The 21,218-nt window shown below is 39.6% G+C and carries 24 protein-coding genes; 21 read left to right on the forward strand and 3 right to left on the reverse strand.

Annotation, left to right across the window (positions count from 1 at the left end):
• Positions 1–38: 38 nt before the first annotated feature.
• Both O3627_RS02360 and O3627_RS02365 read left to right on the forward strand, forming a co-directional pair.
• A complete protein-coding gene (locus O3627_RS02360; protein WP_371621258.1) occupies positions 39–404 on the forward strand; it encodes a TIGR02328 family protein in 366 nt (121 codons plus the stop codon).
• Positions 405–771: 367 nt separating this feature from the next.
• A complete protein-coding gene (locus O3627_RS02365; protein WP_371621259.1) occupies positions 772–1,347 on the forward strand; it encodes an NADPH-dependent F420 reductase in 576 nt (191 codons plus the stop codon).
• 83 nt (positions 1,348–1,430) lie between these two features.
• Here O3627_RS02365 and O3627_RS02370 read toward each other — a convergent pair whose 3' ends face one another.
• A complete protein-coding gene (locus O3627_RS02370) occupies positions 1,431–2,246 on the reverse strand; it encodes a Cof-type HAD-IIB family hydrolase (protein ID WP_371621260.1) in 816 nt (271 codons plus the stop codon).
• Between the two features lie 122 nt (positions 2,247–2,368).
• Between O3627_RS02370 and lepA the strand changes: the two genes are divergently transcribed.
• The 16 genes from lepA to O3627_RS02450 all read left to right on the forward strand — a co-directional run bounded on the left by lepA (position 2,369) and on the right by O3627_RS02450 (position 17,787).
• Complete coding sequence (lepA, locus tag O3627_RS02375) at positions 2,369–4,192, forward strand: translation elongation factor 4 (RefSeq protein ID WP_371621261.1); 1,824 nt, start codon at positions 2,369–2,371, stop codon at positions 4,190–4,192.
• Positions 4,193–4,295: 103 nt separating this feature from the next.
• The gene (locus O3627_RS02380; RefSeq protein WP_371621262.1) at positions 4,296–4,790 is read left to right on the forward strand and encodes a DUF3592 domain-containing protein; all 495 of its coding nucleotides are present in this window, start codon (positions 4,296–4,298) and stop codon (positions 4,788–4,790) included.
• Positions 4,791–5,233: 443 nt separating this feature from the next.
• A complete protein-coding gene (gene pnuC, locus O3627_RS02385; protein WP_002895303.1) occupies positions 5,234–6,025 on the forward strand; it encodes a nicotinamide riboside transporter PnuC in 792 nt (263 codons plus the stop codon).
• Positions 6,026–6,129: 104 nt separating this feature from the next.
• On the forward strand, positions 6,130–6,774 hold the full coding sequence (locus tag O3627_RS02390; RefSeq protein WP_371621263.1) for a hypothetical protein: 645 nt from the start codon (positions 6,130–6,132) through the stop codon (positions 6,772–6,774).
• Between the two features lie 167 nt (positions 6,775–6,941).
• Positions 6,942–7,436, forward strand: coding sequence for a YkgJ family cysteine cluster protein (locus tag O3627_RS02395; RefSeq protein ID WP_002904626.1), 495 nt, complete (start codon positions 6,942–6,944; stop codon positions 7,434–7,436).
• An 88-nt stretch (positions 7,437–7,524) separates the two neighbouring features.
• Entirely contained in the window at positions 7,525–8,358 is an 834-nt protein-coding gene (locus O3627_RS02400; RefSeq protein WP_371621264.1) for a GyrI-like domain-containing protein, read from the forward strand.
• Positions 8,359–8,411: 53 nt separating this feature from the next.
• Complete coding sequence (locus tag O3627_RS02405; protein ID WP_343091780.1) at positions 8,412–9,338, forward strand: DNA repair protein RadC; 927 nt, start codon at positions 8,412–8,414, stop codon at positions 9,336–9,338.
• Between the two features lie 239 nt (positions 9,339–9,577).
• Positions 9,578–10,660 carry a hypothetical protein gene (locus O3627_RS02410; protein ID WP_125382340.1) on the forward strand — a complete coding sequence of 361 codons (1,083 nt, stop codon included), beginning with the start codon at positions 9,578–9,580 and terminating at the stop codon, positions 10,658–10,660.
• Position 10,661: 1 nt separating this feature from the next.
• Positions 10,662–12,767: an AAA family ATPase gene (locus O3627_RS02415; protein WP_343091779.1), complete on the forward strand. Its 2,106-nt coding sequence runs from the start codon at positions 10,662–10,664 to the stop codon at positions 12,765–12,767.
• 41 nt (positions 12,768–12,808) lie between these two features.
• Positions 12,809–13,498, forward strand: coding sequence for a YjjG family noncanonical pyrimidine nucleotidase (locus tag O3627_RS02420; RefSeq protein WP_125382337.1), 690 nt, complete (start codon positions 12,809–12,811; stop codon positions 13,496–13,498).
• 230 nt (positions 13,499–13,728) lie between these two features.
• Positions 13,729–14,001 (forward strand): 30S ribosomal protein S16, encoded by a 273-nt coding sequence (gene rpsP, locus O3627_RS02425; protein ID WP_002895310.1) that lies wholly within the window; start codon positions 13,729–13,731, stop codon positions 13,999–14,001.
• 19 nt (positions 14,002–14,020) lie between these two features.
• Positions 14,021–14,260, forward strand: coding sequence for an RNA-binding protein KphA (gene kphA / locus O3627_RS02430; RefSeq protein WP_002895313.1), 240 nt, complete (start codon positions 14,021–14,023; stop codon positions 14,258–14,260).
• A 253-nt stretch (positions 14,261–14,513) separates the two neighbouring features.
• On the forward strand, positions 14,514–15,065 hold the full coding sequence (locus O3627_RS02435) for a putative immunity protein (RefSeq protein WP_002895316.1): 552 nt from the start codon (positions 14,514–14,516) through the stop codon (positions 15,063–15,065).
• Positions 15,062–16,411 carry a potassium transporter TrkG gene (locus O3627_RS02440; protein ID WP_343091778.1) on the forward strand — a complete coding sequence of 450 codons (1,350 nt, stop codon included), beginning with the start codon at positions 15,062–15,064 and terminating at the stop codon, positions 16,409–16,411. Before O3627_RS02435 ends, O3627_RS02440 begins: the two co-directional genes overlap by 4 nt.
• 10 nt (positions 16,412–16,421) lie before the next feature.
• Positions 16,422–17,093: a TrkA family potassium uptake protein gene (locus O3627_RS02445; protein WP_032913402.1), complete on the forward strand. Its 672-nt coding sequence runs from the start codon at positions 16,422–16,424 to the stop codon at positions 17,091–17,093.
• Between the two features lie 172 nt (positions 17,094–17,265).
• Positions 17,266–17,787: a GNAT family N-acetyltransferase gene (locus O3627_RS02450; RefSeq protein WP_343091777.1), complete on the forward strand. Its 522-nt coding sequence runs from the start codon at positions 17,266–17,268 to the stop codon at positions 17,785–17,787.
• Here O3627_RS02450 and O3627_RS02455 read toward each other — a convergent pair.
• Positions 17,709–18,020 (reverse strand): VOC family protein, encoded by a 312-nt coding sequence (locus tag O3627_RS02455; protein ID WP_343091776.1) that lies wholly within the window; start codon positions 18,018–18,020, stop codon positions 17,709–17,711. The genes O3627_RS02450 and O3627_RS02455 overlap by 79 nt on opposite strands.
• A 247-nt stretch (positions 18,021–18,267) precedes the next feature.
• On the opposite strand from O3627_RS02455, the gene O3627_RS02460 reads away from it, so the two are divergent.
• Positions 18,268–19,056 carry an alpha/beta hydrolase gene (locus O3627_RS02460; RefSeq protein ID WP_343091775.1) on the forward strand — a complete coding sequence of 263 codons (789 nt, stop codon included), beginning with the start codon at positions 18,268–18,270 and terminating at the stop codon, positions 19,054–19,056.
• Positions 19,057–19,162: 106 nt separating this feature from the next.
• Here the strand turns inward: O3627_RS02460 and O3627_RS02465 are convergent, their stop codons facing one another.
• Positions 19,163–19,621, reverse strand: a complete 459-nt coding sequence (locus tag O3627_RS02465) for a hypothetical protein (protein ID WP_002906422.1) — start codon at positions 19,619–19,621, stop codon at positions 19,163–19,165.
• A gap of 198 nt (positions 19,622–19,819) precedes the next feature.
• On the opposite strand from O3627_RS02465, the gene rimM reads away from it, so the two are divergent.
• Both rimM and trmD read left to right on the forward strand, forming a co-directional pair.
• Entirely contained in the window at positions 19,820–20,338 is a 519-nt protein-coding gene (gene rimM, locus O3627_RS02470) for a ribosome maturation factor RimM (RefSeq protein ID WP_175859836.1), read from the forward strand.
• Positions 20,328–21,050, forward strand: a complete 723-nt coding sequence (gene trmD, locus O3627_RS02475; RefSeq protein WP_111675728.1) for a tRNA (guanosine(37)-N1)-methyltransferase TrmD — start codon at positions 20,328–20,330, stop codon at positions 21,048–21,050. Before rimM ends, trmD begins: the two co-directional genes overlap by 11 nt.
• Positions 21,051–21,218 lie beyond the last annotated feature (168 nt).

Below are 21,218 nucleotides of genomic sequence, written 5' to 3' on the forward strand. Positions count from 1 at the left end.
TTGATGATTTTATAAGATTATTCTAGAAGGAGAAAATCGTGAGACTTTGGCACCAAGATTTAATTGAAAAACTTCCGCGCCAGCAGCTTTTAGGTCAGCATCGAGAGTGTGCAGCCTTGCGTGGACGAGGTTGGGGCAAGCCGCATGCGACGGTCAACTATGTTTTTGAGCACAGTCCTTATTGCCTCTATGCTTATCACCTCTTGATTATGGAGGAAATGCAACAAAGGGGCTATCAGCCGGATCCCGTTTGGCTGGATAAAGACTACCGTGGCAAGACTTGCCCTCCTTACCAGCAGTTGCCAGCTGAGGAGCTAGAACATCCTATTTATCCGGAGCATGACGCAACCTATCTGCAAGAATGCTTGGAAAATTTGAAAGAGAAAGGAATAGAAATTTTCTGATTTCCAAGTACCAAGACTATAGCACAAAAAAGGAAGCTACAGCACTCTTCCTTTTTTGTTTCAAGTCCATGTTTTCAAAACTGCCGAATGTCTTGGTAAGTGACTGTTTCATTCTCGAAAAATGGGAAGCAATTCAAGGGCTGCTAAACTCTAAACTATGTTTGCTCCCTAAACATAGTTAGTCTAGATATTATGACTAGCTTTTTTGTATGTTATTTTGGAAAAAATACTAGTGATTTTAGGAACTCGAAATTTTTTTAAGTTTTCCGAGTTGTAATCATTGACATTACAATCTGATGTGTTATAATTTTAGATGTAATAAATAACATTACAACAAAATTTTGTAAATTAAAAGGAGGAATATATTATGGCAAACATTACAATTTTTGGACAAGGAAATATGGGACAAGCAATCGCAAGTGTATTCACTTCAGGTGGACATGAAGTTGATTTTGTAGGGAAAGAAGGTCTTACAAAACGTGCGGGTGATATTGTTGTATTGGCTGTTCCATACGTTGCAATTGCAAGCATTCTTGAAGCTAATAAAGCAGAGCTCGCTGGAAAAATCTTAGTAGATATTTCTAACCCTGTAAACTTTGAGAATATGGATGAATTGCTTACACCAGCTGGGAGTTCGGCAGCAGAAGAAATTGCTAAGTTAATTCCTGAAGCTCGAGTGGTCAAAGCTTTTAACACAAATTTTGCGGCGACAATTGCTTCGAAACAAGTCGCTGGTAAAGAAAAAACAACTGTTCAATTGGCATCGGATGACCAAGAAGCAAAGAAAATTCTTGCTGGATATATCCAAGAAGGTGGTTTAGATACGATTGATGCGGGAGAGCTCAAACGTGCCCGTGAGTTAGAGGCAATGGGTTTCTTGCAAATAACACTTGCTGTACGTGAGAAAATCAACTGGACCGCTGGTTTTGCTGTTATTAAATAAAGAAAAAAATTAGCCTCAAAGTGGGCTAATTCTTAGATTGAAAACAAAATCCTCAGAAGTTTCACTTCTGGGGATTTATACTTTTATGAGTTCAAAATAAACTTCTCAATAGCTGTAGCGACCCCATTTTCCTCGCAGCTATCTGTGACGGCATCGGCTAGGCTTTTGACATGGTCTGAAGCATTGCCCATGGCTACACCGAGGCCAGCATATTCCAGCATTTCGATGTCGTTGTTAGCATCTCCGATTGCCATGATTTCCTGAGGATTGACGTCCAATTGTTTAGCCAATCGCTCTAGGGCAAAGGCTTTGGTTACACCAGATGGCATGGCCTCGTAAATGACCGGCTGGGAGCGAACACCGCTGAAACGCTGGCAGATTTCTTGGCCAAAGTCAGCTTCAAAAGCATCTACCTGCTCTTGGCTGCCTAAAAACATAGCTTGAAACATTCTGTGTTTACCGCTGCAAGCCTCTTCCAGACTAATCTCGGTTGGAGTGGTGAATACTAGGCTAGCATCATTCACGACATAGGAACTGGCTTTTTCTCCGACGACGAAATAATGCTCCTTATCAAAGAGAGTCAGCTGGACAGGGCTATTTTCAGACAGGCTGTAGAGATAGCGAATATCCTGACCGCTAAGCTCTTGCCAGTCCACCAAACTCCATTCGCTGGTCTGATGTGTAGCGCAGCCATTGTCCACGATGACATATTCGTTTTCTTGTGCAAGGCCCAGCTTGTTGTAATAAGGCTTGACGCCGACCAAGGGACGGCCTGTGCAGAGAACCAATTTTACTCCTTTTTCAATAGCTCGATGCAGAGCTTCGATGTGAGCCTGGGGAATTTCTTTTTTGCTGTTGAGCAAGGTGCCGTCCATATCAAGTGCAAGAATTTTAATCATAAAGTGTCTCCAAAATTATTCTCTGACTAGTATAGCATAATTTATAGAGAAAGTCCGAGTCTATAGGAAAAATCACTGGTCTTGTGTTATAATAAATAGAATACCCTAAAAGGATGAGAAAAATGAATTTAGAAGATTTGAAAAAACGTCAGGAGAAGATCCGCAATTTCTCCATCATTGCCCATATCGACCACGGGAAATCAACCTTGGCTGACCGGATTTTGGAGGCGACTGAGACGGTTTCCAGCCGGGAAATGCAGGCCCAACTCTTGGACAGCATGGACTTGGAGCGGGAGCGCGGTATCACCATTAAGCTCAATGCTATCGAGCTCAATTATACTGCCAAGGACGGTGAAACCTATATCTTCCACTTGATTGACACGCCGGGACACGTGGACTTTACCTATGAGGTATCACGGTCGCTAGCGGCCTGTGAAGGGGCTATTTTGGTCGTGGATGCAGCTCAGGGGATTGAAGCTCAGACCTTGGCTAATGTCTATCTAGCGCTGGACAATGACTTGGAAATCCTGCCAGTTATTAATAAAATTGACCTGCCAGCTGCGGATCCAGAGCGGGTGCGGGCAGAAATTGAAGATGTGATTGGGTTGGATGCTAGCGAAGCCGTATTGGCTTCTGCCAAGGCTGGCATCGGAATTGAGGAAATTTTAGAGCAGATTGTGGAAAAAGTTCCAGCTCCGACTGGAAATGTTGAAGCACCACTCAAGGCCTTGATTTTTGACTCGGTCTATGATGCCTATCGAGGGGTAATCCTACAAGTGCGGGTTATGGACGGCGTGGTCAAGCCGGGAGATACCATTCAGCTCATGAGCAATGGCAAGACCTTTGACGTGACTGAGGTCGGCATCTTTACGCCCAAGGCTATTGGACGTGATTTCTTAGCGACAGGGGATGTTGGTTATATCGCAGCCTCTATCAAGACGGTACAGGATACTCGGGTCGGGGATACAGTGACCTTGGCGGATAATCCAGCCGCAGAACCTCTGCACGGCTACAAGCAGATGAATCCTATGGTCTTCGCTGGTCTCTATCCGATTGAGTCTAATAAATACAATGACCTGCGTGAGGCGCTTGAAAAGCTCCAGCTAAACGACGCCAGTCTGCAGTTTGAACCGGAAACATCACAGGCGTTAGGATTTGGTTTCCGCTGTGGTTTCTTAGGCTTGCTGCATATGGATGTTATTCAGGAGCGCTTGGAGCGTGAGTTTAATATTGATTTGATCATGACGGCTCCGTCCGTTATCTATAAGGTCAATATGACGGATGGTGCCTCGCTTAATGTGTCCAATCCGAGCGAGTTTCCAGACCCGACCAAGATTGATTCCATTGAGGAGCCTTATGTTAAGGCGCAGATTATGGTGCCCCAGGAATTTGTCGGAGCGGTAATGGAGTTGGCTCAGCGCAAGCGCGGTGACTTTGTGACTATGGACTACATCGATGATAATCGGGTCAATGTCATCTATCAGATCCCGCTTGCTGAAATCGTCTTTGACTTCTTTGACAAGCTCAAGTCCTCTACTCGTGGCTATGCTAGCTTTGACTACGAAATTTCTGAGTATCGCTCGTCCAAGCTGGTGAAGATGGATATTCTCCTCAATGGTGACAAGGTTGATGCTCTTAGCTTCATTGTTCACAAGGAATTTGCTTATGAGCGTGGTAAGCTGATTGTAGACAAGCTCAAGAAAATCATTCCTCGTCAGCAGTTTGAAGTACCTATTCAAGCCGCTATCGGACAGAAAATCGTGGCTCGGACAGACATCAAGGCCTTGCGTAAGAATGTCTTAGCCAAGTGTTACGGTGGTGATGTTTCTCGGAAGCGGAAACTCCTTGAAAAACAAAAAGCCGGTAAAAAACGGATGAAAGCTATCGGCTCTGTCGAAGTCCCACAAGAAGCCTTCCTCAGTGTCCTGAGTATGGATGAGGAATAAAGTCCGGTGGACTTTATTCGCCTAAACCCTGAATTATAAAAGCTAAGAAAATTTCAGTTGATGTTACTCATCCAAGCTAGGAAATAGGAGTGTGAATCAAATCTTGGATAAACCGATTATTTTGATAATAGCCATATGTTTCTTTATTGGCCTTACAAATTTAGTTTTATACCTATTCTATCGACGGGAGAAGAGTATTCAGAAAAAATGTACTTCTAAAATTTCAGGTCTAGTGGTTGATTATGATAGCTGTAATGAAATGGCTATCCCTTTGCCTATTGTAGAATATCTCGTGAATGGGGAAACATACAGAAAAAAATTTGAATATGCATATTATATAGAAACATCTAAGAAGAAAGAGCAAAAAGATGTCTTTGACAGGAAATATATTCTTAGCGATGGACAGAATTTACAGTTGAGAGAAATATTCCCAAAAGGTTCAGCCATGATGGTTTATTATAATCCAGAGAAGCCTGAAAAAGCCTTCGTAGAACGTTATGTAGGTCTTGATAAAATTTTTAAGTTGCTAATATTAATCTTTTCCATTGTTAGTTTTGTTCTTATCGCAATAGTTCTAGGAATTTCCTATTTGAGTTGATACTTATTTGAGGCTAGTTTGCTCATTATTCTGCATTTTCAGCTATGAGATGTCCTAGTCTCAAAAATTACTTCTAACCTTCCTAATGGTCTTGATAGCTTTATCTCTTGTTACTTATAAGTCTAATGAAGATTATCGCAATCATAAATCGTCAAATTTTAATGATGCATTTATTATGCTTCACAAAAAAATAGTGATAAATCAGAAAAAAACGTTCGACTACTACCAAATCCAAGCAAAAAGACTTACAAAAATCTGTAGGTCTTTTCTTGAAATCCGAACGTTAAGAAATCTTTTTTTGATTTTACTTGACATTTTCTGAAATAGGAATATGATAAAATATGAATACTGCATAAGACAAATCTTGTGCGTGTTCGAAAATAATAGAGCGTTGCATCCGTAAGTCAATTTGACACGGCTCTTAAAAAACAAAAGGAGAAAGAATGAATACTTATATCCAAAAGAAAATCGCAAACATGAAGCTGACGCTTTCTGAAATGTCTGGTGGCTATAAACGCATGGTGACTAGTATGAAGAAGCTCGGCTTTTCTGGTACCTTGAAGCTTATCTGGGACGATTTGTTTGCTCATCGCAGTCTAGGTCAATGGGTTTATCTCTTGATTCTAGGGAGTTTTCCGCTCTGGCTGGAGCTGATATATGAACATCGCATAGTGGATTGGACGGGGATGATTTGCAGTCTGACTGGGATTATCTGTGTAATCTTCGTTTCTGAAGGACGGGCTAGCAATTATCTCTTTGGTTTGATTAATTCTGTGATTTACTTGATTTTGGCCTTGCAGAAAGGCTTCTATGGCGAGGTCCTGACGACTCTTTACTTTACCATCATGCAGCCAATTGGACTCTTGGTGTGGATTTACCAAGGTCAGTTTAAAAAAGAAAAGCAAGAGTTTGTTGCTCGTAAGCTAGATGCCAAAGGATGGACAAAATATCTATCGCTTAGTGTGCTTTGGTGGTTGGTCTTTGGCTTGATTTATCAGTCTGTGGGTGCCAATCGTCCTTATAGAGATTCAATCACAGATGCGACAAATGGTGTAGGACAAATCTTGATGACGGCTGTTTATCGCGAACAGTGGATTTTCTGGGCAGCGACCAATATTTTTTCTATCTACCTCTGGTGGGGTGAAAGCCTTCAAATTCAAGGGAAATATCTGATCTATTTAATCAACAGCTTGGTCGGATGGTACCAGTGGAATAAGGCTGCTAAAAAAGCATAGTCCTATAAACGGAAAAGAAATCGGATGCGACAATGTCTCTCTTTCCTTCCGTCCTAAAAATATGGTAAACTAGTATTAGTAAAATTTATTAGATTTAGGAAGGAATGACCATGAAAAAGAAGTACTTTCTGCTCTCCCTGATAATCTTAGCCGGCCTTTCTCTGTCTTCCTGTAGCCTTATCAAGAGCTATAGCAGTCGGAAACCATCTGATTCTTCTAGTCGGGTTTCCCTGAGAGATGACAGCGATACAAGCAGTAGCAGTCGTAAAGAAAAAGATTCGTCAAAGACAACAGGTACTATGCGCGTCGGCTCTGATGATTATGGCTATATTAGTATTCCTGATAATTGGATTAAGTTTACAGACGTAGATGGTGGCGATAGTGTCCAATATACGGATGGAAGTGGCTATAACATTGTCACGATGAACGCTTATACAAAAGAAAAAGCTAACATTGGAGAAGGTGAAGAATTCAACGCTGAAACCATTGCCCAACGTATTGCCTACCACTGGAAGGATAATAAGGAAGTTGATGATTTTTGGGGAGCAAAGAGTACCGTAGCTGGAAATGAAGCCTTTCAGATTAATGTTGTTTTAAAATCCACTCAAAACCTAACGGTTTGGGTCTTCAAACAAGGCGATAAGGTCTATATGATGTCCTTTGAAGGCGATGAAGACACTCTGTATGAATTTATCCCCTATATCGAAGATACTTGGAGCGTCAGCAAGGACGGTGGGAAAAGCATTTAGCGACAGCATTTGATGATTACTCTCTAAGTTCATAAAAAGCAAATCTGGGACTCGTTCTCAGATTTTTTTGTTAGATGGGATATCTAATATTCTTTGAGTTTGATAAGATTTAAGAGGGCTCATTTTATGATATAATAAAAGCAATTTGAATACAGAAAGAAAAATATATGACCCAAGAAATCGACCTTGAAAAGTACCATCAGCTAGCTTTGCAGAAGCAGAAAGAGCATCGAAAATTTTTAGCCAGTCTCAAGAAAAAGCCACCAAAAAACCTAGATAAGATTGCCCAGCAAATCCATGATGAGGTTTTTGAGGAGATTGACTGTACAGCCTGTGCCAATTGCTGCAAGACGCTGGGACCAGACTTTAAGGAAGCTGATATTGTCCGCATTGCCAAGTATTTCAAGATGAAGCTGCCGGCTTTTGAAGAGGAATTTCTGCAGGTAGACGAAGACGGTGACAAGGTCTTCAAGGCCATGCCTTGTCCTTTTTTAGGTGGAGACAATCTCTGCTCGATCTACGATGTTCGTCCAAAGGCTTGTCGAGAGTTCCCTCATACAGACCGCAAGAAGATTCATCAGATTAATCATCTGACAATCAAAAATACCCTGACCTGCCCAGCAGCTTATCTCTTTGTGGAGAAGCTACGGGATAGGTTGTAGAATCCCCCTCTAAATCTTGTACAAAAATTCTAGGGCAGAAGTATCTTAGATCTGCTAGACTATAGATAGGAGGTAGGAAGAAAAGAATATGATGCATCAATTCAATCGAACCATGGAATATCTGGAAAGTAAGTTGGACGCAGAAGTGGACTTGCAGCAATTTCAGCAGCTATCGGGCTATTCTTATGCTCTCTTTAGCAGGCTCTTTTCTATTCTAGCAGATATGACTTTAGCAGAATACTTGCGCAATCGCAGGCTGTCAGAAGCTGTGATAGACTTGCGGGAAAGCTCTGAGAAAGTCATTGACATAGCGATGAAATACGGCTATGAGTCTTCGGATGCTTTCAGCGCAGCCTTCAAGAAATTCCATGGTGCGACTCCCTCAGAAGTTCGAAATGGAAAACCTTATCGCGTCTTTCCTAGACTTCAATTATCCTTAAAGATTACAGGAGGAAAGAACATGGATATCAAGATTCAAAAGAAACCTGCATTTACCGTGGCAGGCGTCCTATTGGAAGCTATTGACAATAGCCAGTGCCCGTCTGCCTGGGAGCAGCTCTATGCCAATCACAGCTTTGAAAGCCTGGAAAGTCTGGGCAGTGGCCAATCTTTTGGCGTCTGCTCGGATGTCAAAGAAGGCGAAATCATCAACTATATGGCAGCTTATGATGTGGCGGATAAAGCCAAAGCAGAAGAATTTGGTCTGTCAATCAAAGAAATCGCAGAAGCTGAATATGCCATCGTACCAGTCAAGGGGGCTATACCAGCCAGCATCCACCATGCTTGGAAATATGTTTTGGAAGTCTTTTTCCCAGAAACTGGTTATCGCCACTCAGGAGCACCAGATTTTGAAGTCTACACCGAGGGTGATATGTCCTCCCCAGACTATCAAATGGAACTCTGGATACCGGTGGTAAGATAGAATGGTGATTGTAAGTCATTTTTTGGGTGTCAATTACAGAGGAGGATGATGCTATGCTGATGTATTTTGGGGACGTTTCTCTTTGTTATACATATTCACTTGCGATGGCGCTGTATTCGTATGGTTATGATGTTCGCCCTGAGTTTTTGGAAGCCATTATGGTGATGGGAAATGGCGCTAGTATTGTAAAGGAAGATGAAAAACACCCCTTAGTCTTCTTTGATAATGGGATGCCAGATAGTTCTATCAGTCATTCTTTAGACATTCTGGGTTTTACATATGATGAATACTATATAAAGGATTCAAATGCGGTGGATCTTCTCTCTATCAGAGAAATCTTAAGTAAGTTATTACTTACCGGATCTGTTGTTCTTGGCCCCTTGGACATGGGTTATCTCACTTATAATCCCAATCATATTCATTTGTATGGGGTGGACCATTTTGTTTCGGTTTATGATCTAGATGATGAGTTTATCTATTTCCATGATCCAGCAGGCTTTGCTTGTATGAAAATGAGTTTCTCAGAATTTTCGAAAGCCTGGGAAGCTAAAAATATCGACTATAAAAGAGGTTCTTTCTCTATGTGGGGAAACTTCAAAAAAATCAAATTTCCTACTTCCAAAGAGATTTACCAGAAAACATCTATGCTGATGAAGCAACAATATGAACATGGCGAGGAGAATGTGATAGCAAGATATGCTAAGTCGGTAGCGGACTATGGCTTGAATGAAGAACAAAAGCATCTTCATCAATACTTTAGTTTCAAATTAGCTTCTATCAGAAATCTATACATGAGCAACTTCTTAAAAGACCACGATACGGTCAGATCTGAACTAAAAGAAAATTTAGCAAAGTTGTTCGGCCAAGCTCATCTATTTTGTATCAAGGAAGATTATCAGAAACTGTCAAAAGTCTTGTTTGATATTGCAGCGCTAGATAATAAATTTAGAGATTTGTGTATTCACTATAAAGAAGAGTAGAAGAAGTGGGAAAAACGAAAATGCTGTTTGGTAATGCAGCAGAATCAAAACAAGAGCCACCAAACTATCAAATGAAAGTCTGGATTCCAGTAGAGAAATAGATTAGAAACCAGCCGTTTATTTTTGAGCGGCTGGTTTTTTATGTCTAGGTATGTATATAACATGTAGTTGTAATGATTTTATCCAGTCTCAGGTGGATTAGTTGTTGTTTGTGTTATAATAGAATCGGAGGAAATTAAATGATACAGATTGAAAAGTTGGATCCAGTTTACGTGAGAGAGTGGTGTGAATCTATATACGAACAAATGAATTTTCCACAGAAATATAGAGGTGAAGAAACTTTTAAAAAGGACATTTCAAAGTGGATTCGGGAGTATTTAGTCATTGAAGGGATTAATTGGAGCACAGGTGATGATGTGCTTTTAGAATTGATGCAACTTGAATACGAAGATTTATATAAAATATTTAAATGGTTTTTGAATGCTAGAAAAATGGATAGAAAAGATCGGATTTTTCATCCCGGATATAAAGGACTTGGTTACTTCCAAAAATTTGAATCATGTTTAAAATCTTCTTATAATCTTATTACAAAGGAGCTTAGGTTTTCTAGAGTAAAGGCTTCTAGATTTATTGTTTGTCCCTACTGTAATAGGAATTTTATCAATTCTACAATGAAAGTTTACAAGTGTGAAGCATGTCGAGATAATAATGCAAATAGTTTTGAGTACAATATTGATGAAATATATTTAGAAAGAAAATGCCCAAAGGGCCATGAAATAAATGAGCAACATATTGAATTGCTGAATTCGTGTCAATTAGATCATTTTTGGTCAAAAATAGACTATCCACTATTAGCAGTTTGCTTTTATAATTTGGTACCTAGTTGCGCCTCTTGTAATTACAATAAATTGACTAGTGAGATTAGTATTTCCCCTTATGATTCAAGTATTGAGGTGGATGAACTTTTTAGGTTTAATTATGATTTGAAATCTATTCATCAACCTAGAATTTTTATTGAGAGGCAAAAATCAGAAAAGTTTGATTTACTTAAGAAAGACCTCGATAATATTGGTATAATAGAGTTATACCAAGTTCATTCTGATGTAATTGAAGAATTGTTGTGGAAAAAAGAATATTATTCGAAACCTTATACAGAAAGAATTAAATCATTATTTCAAGAGAATGGAATGAAGGAACTTACAGAAAGTGAAATTAAACGATTTCTTACTGGTGTATATACTGACTCTAAAGAGTATGGTAAGCGTCCCCTATCTAAGATGGTTGCAGATATTAGTAGAAATATCGGATTAATAGGTGAATAATATGGAGTTAATAGGATTGATAGTTAAAAAATACAACAATATTTCATGGAATGAACCAATTATTTTCAATTCTAACTATACAATAGAGTGGAAAAATCAACATTTAAAAGTTAACAAGGTTGAGGATTCAGTTCCAAATTTTTATGGAGACAGTATAAGTAATATAACCGCAATAGTTGGGAATAATGGTGTTGGTAAGACAACTATTTTAGATTTGATTGGTTGTACCAAAGAGGAGAGAAAATATCATGCTTTTGATTCTTCTTACTGTTTAATTTTTTGGGATAGCAATGTTTTATTGGAGATGTTTAATTTTGATATAGAAAGTATTGAAATCAATAGCCATATAGAGCAAATAAACAAACTTAAATACACAGGCATTTATAAATTGGATACAGTAGAGGATGGTCAGATAGGCAATATATATTATTTCCAATCTTCAAAAGTATTAAGAGGTAACGAAGATTATAATGATTCAATTAAACTTAAACGACGATATGGTAATAGTAAACAGTTCTCACTGAAAGATGCAAAATCCAAGTTTGATGCTTATAAACTACTTGTTGATGAAAGATTTATTTCAAACAGTTCCAATTATAAATGGGAAATCAGAATAAATACTTTCGAAGAGACTTTAGATGATTTAACTGATTATTGTTTTAGAAAAGTACTTCCCTTGGATTGGATGCCTGAATATAATTTTAAAGAGTTTATTTCTGAATTTGTATTTGAAGACGGTAGTTCTCATATAATTGATAGCGAGTATAATATTTATTTTGAGGCTTTCTTTTCTTTAGGAGATATTAAGAAAGAATTGCTAGAGTTTGATTACTCTACTAAACAAAAAGATTATAACAACATAGATGTAGCACTAGAAGATGAAAAAATTCAAAAAAAATTCAGTAGACTCATCTTAGAATTTAAACATTTTGTAGTATTTAACAGATTTGGATTTATATTTAAGGAATTTTTTGGTAGAGTTTCTTTTGAAGAATTTTTAGAAAAAGGGTTAGCTTTATCTTTCAATGAGTTGCAGATTCTAAATGTTCTCGTTGATACATATATGTATATTCGAGATTTATATTTTCCAAATTATAATAAAGTATCTAATGCAGATGATATAGTAGCTAATTGGGAAATTCTTTTTGAAGATATAACTATTTTTTTTACTCAACTTTTAGACAAAGATTTTGTGAGGGAAGATGACGGAAAATTTGTTGGAGAAGACCTACCTTATGATAAATGTAAAGATTTGGGTGTAGAACCTAGCAATGATATTATTGAATATATTAATTTTACTGCTCGATTTTTAAGAGAGTTTTATCAGCTTAATGATAATCTCAAATCAATTGATGCTCAAAGCTGTATTGTAAAAATAGATTTTGAAGATCAATCAGTTAAGGACTTTATAGATGAATTAAGAACTACCATTGACCTCCCAGATAAAAGGAAAATAGATTTAATAAATGAACGTGGGGAAGCAATTTGGTTTCAAGTTAGGGAGGTTACTTCAAAAGGTGAGAAGAATCTACTTGATTTGGTTGCTTTGATAAAAACTAGATCATTTGAAGGTAATTATATAATTCTTGTAGATGAAATTGAAGAAGGCCTTCATTTAGAATGGTCTAGACGCCTAATATACTTTTTAATCAGTGAATTTAAACAAATCGTTAATTCAAAAATCCAATTCATTTTTACAACACATTCTCCTTTTATGTTATCGGATATCAAGAATGGAAATGTTATTTGTTTAGTAAAAGATGAAGAGGATGTAAAAGTAAAATTAATGAGGAATACATTTGCTAAGAATATACAGGAAATAATGCATGATGATATGTTTATAAAGGATATCTATGGTGAATTTGCAATTTCTAAAATTAATACTATTTTAAAAGAACTTGATCCTCTTCATAACTCAGACAGTCTTGTATCCTATTTAACTAAGGAAAACCTACTATCAGAGATTGATATGATTTCAGAGCCGTTACTAAGAAATAAATTATATGAAATGTATGAAAGAAAATTTCAAGAAAGTACAATTGATAATAGAATTGAACAACTAAAATTGGAGTTAGCAAACTTAGAATCAAAAAGAATAAATCAATAAGTTATTTAATAGAGAGATACTAAGAAAGGAAATTCCCTACCTTGTCATACAAATTTCTACTTTTCGACCTTGACCATACGTTGCTGGATTTTGATACGGCAGAAGACATCGCCTTGACTCATTTTTTGGAGGAGCAGGGCGTGACGGAGATCCAGACCTACAAAGACTATTATATTCCCATGAACAAGGGGCTTTGGCGGGAACTGGAGCAGGGTAAAATTACCAAGCCAGAGCTGGTCAATACTCGCTTTTCTCGCCTTTTTGCCCATTTTGGCATTGAGAAGGATGGCGCCGAGTTAGCCTTCCTTTATCAGCAGCATATTGCTCAGCAAGGACAAACTTACGCTGGTGCAAGCGAGCTTTTGGACAGTCTGACAGAAGCTGATTATGAGATTTACGGAGCGACCAATGGCATCACGGCTATTCAGACTGGCCGCATGGCCAATTCCGACATTTCTCCTTATTTTAATCATATTTTTATCTCGGAAAAGATGGGGACTCAGAAGCCCGAAGCTTTGTTCTATGAAAAAATAGCAGAGCAGATACCAGATTTTGATCTTTCTCAGACTTTGATGATTGGAGACTCCTTGACAGCTGATATTGCTGGCGCTAATAATGCCGGACTGGACTCTATCTGGTACAATCCCAAACAGCTAGAAAATAAAAGTCTTTTTCAGCCGACCTATACCGCTTATTCTTATGACGACATTATCAGACTATTGGTTCCATAAGGAGACTGCAAATGAAAAAAATCCTTGTCTTGTTTTCTCTTAAATATATTTTTATCAAGCAAGCTAGTAAAAACGCATTGTGCTTTTAAGTAAAAAAGACTAATCTAAAGAAATTTTAACTCTGTCAAGAAAAAAACTTGACAGCTGTTTTTAATCTGCTATAATAGAACATGTGCTTAATAGCTTTGCTATTTCACCAAAAGAAAAAATAAAGAAAAGAGACCTTAATAATGGCAGTAAAAATCCGTTTGACTCGTATGGGTTCTAAGAAAAAACCTTTCTACCGTATCAATGTTGCAGACTCACGTTCACCTCGTGACGGACGTTTCATCGAAACCGTTGGTACTTACAACCCACTTGTAGCTGAAAACCAAGTGACTTTGAAGGAAGACCGTATCCTTGAGTGGTTGGGTAATGGTGCACAACCTTCTGATACTGTACGCAATATCCTTTCAAAAGAAGGCGTATTGAAGAAATTCCACGATTCAAAATACTCTAAATAATAGAAGCGTAGGTTGACATATGGACACGATTGAAAATCTAATTATTGCGATAGTGAAACCTTTGATTTCACAGCCTGATGCCTTAACTATCAAGATTGAGGATACACCTGAATTTTTAGAATATCACCTGGATCTTGATCAGAGTGATGTTGGACGTGTAATCGGTCGTAAAGGTCGTACTATATCCGCTATAAGGACGATTGTTTACTCTGTCCCAACCGAGTACAAAAAAGTTCGCATCGTCATTGATGAGAAATAAGAAGAACGGGACCAGTATGTCCCGTTTTTTTCTATTTCTCTTAGCGAACTGAGTGCACAGCACTCAAGTGAGCTTAGAGAAATTGATGCCCAGCAAAGCGTGGGTACAAGTTCCTTAGATAAAACAAGCCGTCAAGCGCAGTTGAATTTAGGGGCATTGATGCAGTTCGAGCGTATGCGAGAACTAGACACTTCATTTAAGAGAAGAACGAAATGCAGGGGCGAGTTTAGAAAAATTTGAAACTGGAGGGCATATGAAGCCAGAAGATTATGCTTGGAACGCTCATGAGCGCAAGTGTTATGAGAATAGCCAAGTGATTTTACCGAGCCCATACAAGCTGAAAATCCTGGATGATGGTGAGAAGAGATTGGAATTGGAGCTTGTTTTGGAGGAACTTCCTCAAGGGAAACTGGCTCGATGGGCTATGAAAATAGCGTCAAGCTTTATAGCTCTGATAGACGCGGAAGATGAGTCTGAAAAGCAGAAGATTTTGACTCAGGTAAGAGCGATTTTTCAGGCTCGACTTGATGGTAGGGCATCTGCCTATGAACTAAGGCAGGCTGGTTTCTTGGCTAACAAACTGTCGCAGCAAGCCCAATCACAAATCGGTAAATATGCTGCGCGTGTCTTTGCCCAAGCAGTCGCAACAGGCCACATGCGGGGCCATGCTATCGTCGCAGCGGATTATGCCATCAAAGTCAGAAACTTGCAGAGTCCAGATGATTTGCAGCGGGCTGTCAAGGAAAGAGAAGGGCAGATAGAGCTAGCCTCTGCTTTTATTAGATCAGGAAAGGAAACTTTATGAAGCATTTATTTTCACGCTTGTCACCAGCGCAAAAGATTATCTTGTCTTTTCTTCTGGTGATATTCTGTGGCTCCTTGCTACTCAGTCTGCCTTGGGTGCAGACGGAAAGTTCCCAAGCGGGCTATCTGGATCATCTTTTTACAGCTGTCTCGATGGTCTGTGTGACAGGGCTTTTTACTCGATCGGTTGTGGATACATACAATGTCTGGGGGCAGCTCCTTTGCATGTTACTGATTCAGATTGGTGGCTTGGGCATCCTGACCTTTATCGGTTTTTTCACCATGGAAAGTCGGAAAAAGCTCAGCCTCAAGGATCGCCGTATTCTGCGGGATAGTTTTAGTTATGGTCACAATCGTACCTTAGGTCAATTTGTCCGTTCGATTTTTATCACGACTTTTAGTATCGAAGGACTGGGTGCGCTCCTTCTCATGATTCGCTTCATTCCCAAGTTTGGTCTGAGAAAAGGGATTTTTAATTCTATCTTTTTAGCCGTTTCTGCATTTTGTAATGCGGGCTTTGATAATTTTGGCAATGATAGCCTACTAGGCTTGCAGACAGATGTTTTGGTCAATATCACCTTGGCTCTCCTCATCATTACTGGAGGACTGGGCTTTATGGTCTGGTTTGACTTGGCGACTAAATTGGGAGGAAAACAGAAGGGGCTGCACTTTCATACTAAGGTAGTCTTGCTGCTGACTGCTGGTCTCCTCGTTTTTGGGACGGTCACGAGTCTCTGGACGGAGTACAATAATCCTGGAACGATTGGCAATCTTTCCTTTGGCGATAAGCTACTGGTCAGCTTTTTTCAGACAGTCAGTATGAGGACAGCTGGCTTTGCTTCCATTGATTATACAGCTGCTCGTCCAGTAACCCTGTTTATCTATCTGCTCCAGATGTTTCTGGGAGGGGCTCCGGGTGGTACAGCGGGCGGTCTGAAAATTACGACCTTCCTAGTTCTTTTGCTTTTTGCTCGAAAGGAAATCCTGGGCTTGCCTCATACCAATATGGGACGGAGAACGCTGTCTCCTCAGCTAGTGCAGAAGGCTTTTGGTGTGACAGTGATTTTTCAGCTGACATTTCTGCTTGGTCTTTTGGCTCTTGGGCTAGTGACCGATAGCAGTCATCGTTTTATTTACCTGATATTTGAGACTGTGTCGGCATTGGCTACAGTTGGTGTCACGGCCAATATCACTACCAGCCTCAATACAGCTGGTATGATTGTGATTATGTTGCTAATGTTTATTGGACGGGTGGGGCCGCTGACTCTTATGGTCAGTTTCAACCATTATCAACCGAAGAAGGCTGCAACCTTGCATTACAGCAAGGCGGACATTATGATTGGATAGGAGAAAAGAAATGGCAAATCAAACAGTTGGAATCCTCGGCTTGGGGATTTTTGGACAGAGTATCATTGAGGCTTTGATTTCTCAAGATGTAGAAATCATTGCGATTGATAATCACGAAGAGACAATCAATCAGTATGAAGACATGATTGCCGTTGGTGTGATCGGGGACATTACTGATATGGAGCTTTTAGAGGCGGCAGACGTTGGGTCCTGTGATACGGTCATCGTAGCGACGGGAGAAAGTCTGGAATCCAGCGTCCTAGCGGTCATGCACTGCAAGGCATTGGGCGTTAAAAATGTCATTGCCAAGGTCAAAGATGAAGTAACTCAGCAGGTGCTGGAAAAGGTGGGAGCTGATCTGGTTATTCTGCCTGAAGTGGAGGCTGGTATTTCATTGGCTAAGACTATTCTCTTGAACCATTCGATTGAGGTCTTCCAGCTGGATGACGATGTAGTAGTGGCTGAGTTTGAACTGCCTGCTAGCTGGGTCGGGAAAACGGTCCGTGAAGTAGATGCTCGCAGGCTTTATCATCTTAATATTATCGGATACCGTCTGACAAAAAATCAGCCTTTGGAAAGCAAGTTTACTCCAGACTTTGTTTGGCCAGAAGGCGTCAGCATTATGGCTGTGACTGATAACCAGCATTTGGATAATTTACGTGAAATAGTGAGTAGCAGCTAGGATAATTCCTCTTCGGTGGGGGCCAACCGATTCTATCTAGGCATTCGGCACCTTTCTATTATATGAAGAAAAATATATGAAGAAAAAATGGATACATAGGAGCTCTTTCAGGGCTCTTTTTTGAAACCAGTTGCAAAATTTATTATACTATCACTAGAAAAGGAGTGATTTTATGAGCTTAACCAGCCAGATCATTACAGCAGATTTTCCAGATTTGGATAAGGTAGAAGCCTTGAATAATGAAGGTTTCCCAGAAGAGGAAAGGATACCGCTCAGTGAATTTTTACGATATGAGGAACAGGAGGATGCTAATTTTTTCGCCTTTTATCATGAAAAGGAATTTGTTGGTTTTGCCTTTGCCATCTCCAACGCGCAAGCCTTTTATGTTAGTTTCTTTGCTATTATGCCCCACTTGCGCAGCCATGGCTATGGCGGTGAAATCATCGAAAAGCTGGTCAATTTCTATCAGCGAACCATGCTTTTAGAAATCGAGCGCCTAGATGAGCCGTGTGATAATCTTGAACAGCGTCAGGCTCGCTGGGAATTTTATAAAAGCAAGGGTTTCCACTCGTCGAATGCATTTCTGGAATATGAGGATCTTAGCTTTGAAATTCTTTATCGAGGGGATTCTTTTGACGAAGAATCTTTTTCGATACAAAGTCCTTGCCAGCCTTCCTCGCACTCATCCCAGTAGAAAAAGCGCTCCAGATTTTTAGGTCTGCCAAATAGTTTAGCTATGATTTTGGCTATTACAGGAATGCCCGTATTTTCCAGTAGCTCAATATAGGGGCCTTGACTAAAGTATATTAAGGCATTGTTGGGTTTTTTCCTTCTGCCGTATTCGACGACAAAACCCTTTTCTTCCCATCCCTTGACCGCCTGCCGTAAGCCTTTTACCTTGTAAATCAGATGGCCGCTTCTTATCATAGTAGCCCCTCCTTTTCGTATTCTGCCTTTACCTTAGCATAGATTTTTAGGAAAAACAAGCCTTGAGATTAGCCTTCATTCACAGTGCAAGCAACTGCCTCTTCTAACACGAATCTTGGTTGAATATGAAAAATTTTTGGTTTATAATTTTTGGTATTGGAGTGTCCTTATTCTGCTAGTAAAATAGCTAGCTCTCAGATAGTAGTGTGTGCCCAGATGATATTTGTAAGAATTGATTGGAAACATTATGAAAGAAAAAATAATCAAAACGAAAGTAGGACAGCTATTTGTATCTTATCAACCTGCAGAAAAGATTGCTGTATTTTTAAGCGGCGCAGGGAGTCTGCCGACCTATGAAAATTTTTTGCCAGTTATTCGGAAGTTACCTAAAAATTGGGGCTATTTAACAATAGATTACCCTAATACTGGCCAAAGCCCACTCGAAAATCAAGAAAATTTTGTTTTGGACGATTTGGTTCAATCTATTTTGGAGGTTTTATCGCAGTTTAAAGTCATCCAGTATGCTGTTTGCGCGCACAGTATTAGTGGTATTGTAGCAGTTAAAGTTGTTGAGTCAGAGCCGCTTTGTCAGGGACTAATCTTGATTGAACCAACCACTTATTCTGTTCTATATGGAGAATTAGCTCAGAATCCTTATCCCGAATTTTTATCCTTACAGGAGAAAGTTCAGACGCTCGGTGGAGGATATGAATATCTGAAAAAAATAGGACAAGAGAGTTTTTCAGTAGCTGATTTTAAAATCTTATGGGCTAAGGCAGAAAGGAGTTCTGATAGATTAAAATCTGTACAAGAAGGATTTCAACATTATTGCAGTATCGCAAAAAGCGATTTTCAGAACCTAGATATTTCTTTTCAATTTCCGATTTTTATCCTGAGTCAGGCCTATCGAGAACAAGAATATAAAGATTCCGAATTTGCTTCACAAAATACTCAGATTATTTTAGGAGGCAGCCATCATTATTTACATTGGAGTCAGTCAGAAAAGATAGTTGAGCTTCTTTTAGAAATGGGATGAGCAAGATGTATGCAAGCTTTAAATAGTATATTGAATGTGGGAGTGATGATACATGCAAAATAGCTGAGATTTTAATCTCAGCTATTTTGTACGTATTTATGAGAGTCTATCCTAGAATCTCAGCAATAGCATCTCGAATTTCCTGAACGGTTGCGGATTTGCTATGGTCACTGGTATCAAACTCAATGTATTTGCCATCAGCATCAACAGTTCCACCTACAGGCCCTTCGGATCCGTCCACAGATGTTCCGATGGCTGGTGGCAAACTTTTATCCGCATCATCAGTATCAATAACTATGATGCGAGTATTGGACTCGAGATCATCTATCATTGGAAGAGACGATGCGGAGGTCATGTTCTGACTAGCATAGTATTCTAGAAAAGCCTTGATGGTTCGATTGTCAATTTGAGCAATTTTTTCATCAAGGGCTGAGAGATTTCTAGTTTCCCTCGTTTCATTTTCCATTGCTTGGCCTTTTTTGACCTGTGTCAAAGCAGTCAGACTGGCGGCTGTTGTGGCTAGAATAGCAGTAGAGAGCAGGAGTTTACTTAACTTTTTTCCCATAGTCGTCACCAACTTCTTTCTAGTTTTGCGTAAACACACTTGAGTGTTTATAGTGTTGTGGCTCTATATGTATAATTATACATTAAACAGCAATTTTAATCAAATAAATATAGGCAAGGGAAATCCCTCTTATCTCCCTTGTACATTCCCCTATATCATGATAAAATACTAGGCAGAGTATAATATGTTGGAGTCGAGATGAATTATTTTAATGTTGGAAAAATCGTCAATACTCAAGGTCTGCAAGGAGAGATGCGGGTTTTGTCTGTGACAGATTTTGCAGAAGAGCGTTTTAAAAAAGGCAACACCCTTGCCCTGTTTGACAAGAAGGATCAGTTTGTCATGGATGTGGAGATTGCCAGCCATCGTAAGGTCAAGAACTTTGATATTATTAAGTTTAAGGGGATGTACCATATCAATGACATTGAGAAATTTCGTGATTTCACTCTGAAAGTCCGAGAGGAAGATTTGACGGACTTGGAAGACGGGGAATTTTACTACCATGAAATCATCGGCCTTGAAGTCTATGAAAATGATATTCTTCTTGGTAGGATTAAGGAAATTCTGCAACCAGGAGCCAATGATGTTTGGGTTGTCAAACGTAAAGGCAAGCGTGATTTGCTTTTACCATACATTCCGCCAGTGGTACTGGGGATTGACATTGAGCAAGGTCGGGTTGATGTAGAGATACCGGAAGGACTGGACGATGAAAATTGATATTTTGACTCTCTTTCCAGAGATGTTTGCGCCCTTGGAGCACTCTATCGTTGGTAAAGCACGGGAAAAAGGCCTCTTAGAAATCAACTACCACAATTTCCGAGAGAAGGCTGAAAAATCGCGGCATGTAGATGACGAGCCATACGGCGGAGGTCAGGGTATGCTGCTAAGGGCCCAGCCTATTTTTGATGCCTATGATGCCATTGAAAAGAAGCAGCCGCGCGTGATTTTGCTGGACCCTGCTGGCCGGACTTTTGACCAAGCCTATGCTGAGGAGCTGGCTAAAGAAGAGGAACTCATTTTCATCTGTGGCCATTATGAAGGCTATGATGAGCGGATCAAGACTTTAGTGACAGATGAGATCTCGCTTGGGGACTATGTCCTTACTGGAGGAGAATTGGCGGCCATGACCATGATTGATGCTACCGTTCGCCTGATTCCAGAGGTTATTGGCAAGGAAGCCAGTCATACAGATGACAGTTTTTCGTCTGGGCTCTTGGAGTATCCTCAGTACACTCGGCCCTATGACTATCGGGGCATGGTCGTTCCTGAAGTCCTTATGAGCGGCCATCATGAAAATATCCGCAAGTGGCGTCTCTATGAAAGTCTGAAAAAGACCTACCTAAGACGACCTGACTTGCTAAAACATTATGAAATGACGGCCGAAGAAGAAGCGATGTTAGAGGAAATTCGACAACCTCACTCGGACTGACAAGCAAGGTTAACTCTTAGAAAGTATCTAGGAGTTTTTGCTTTATTTGATACAGAAATGCTCATTTTTGTTGGAAAAACCAGCTTATTTTTCTAACAAAACATTTTTGTAACTAAAATGTAATAAAAAAACTATTAAAAGGATACGTTTGCTACTAGTTAATACTAG

It is taken from the genome of Streptococcus sp. 27098_8_82, assembly GCF_041431615.1.
Taxonomy (GTDB): Bacteria; Bacillota; Bacilli; order Lactobacillales; family Streptococcaceae; genus Streptococcus; species Streptococcus sanguinis_K.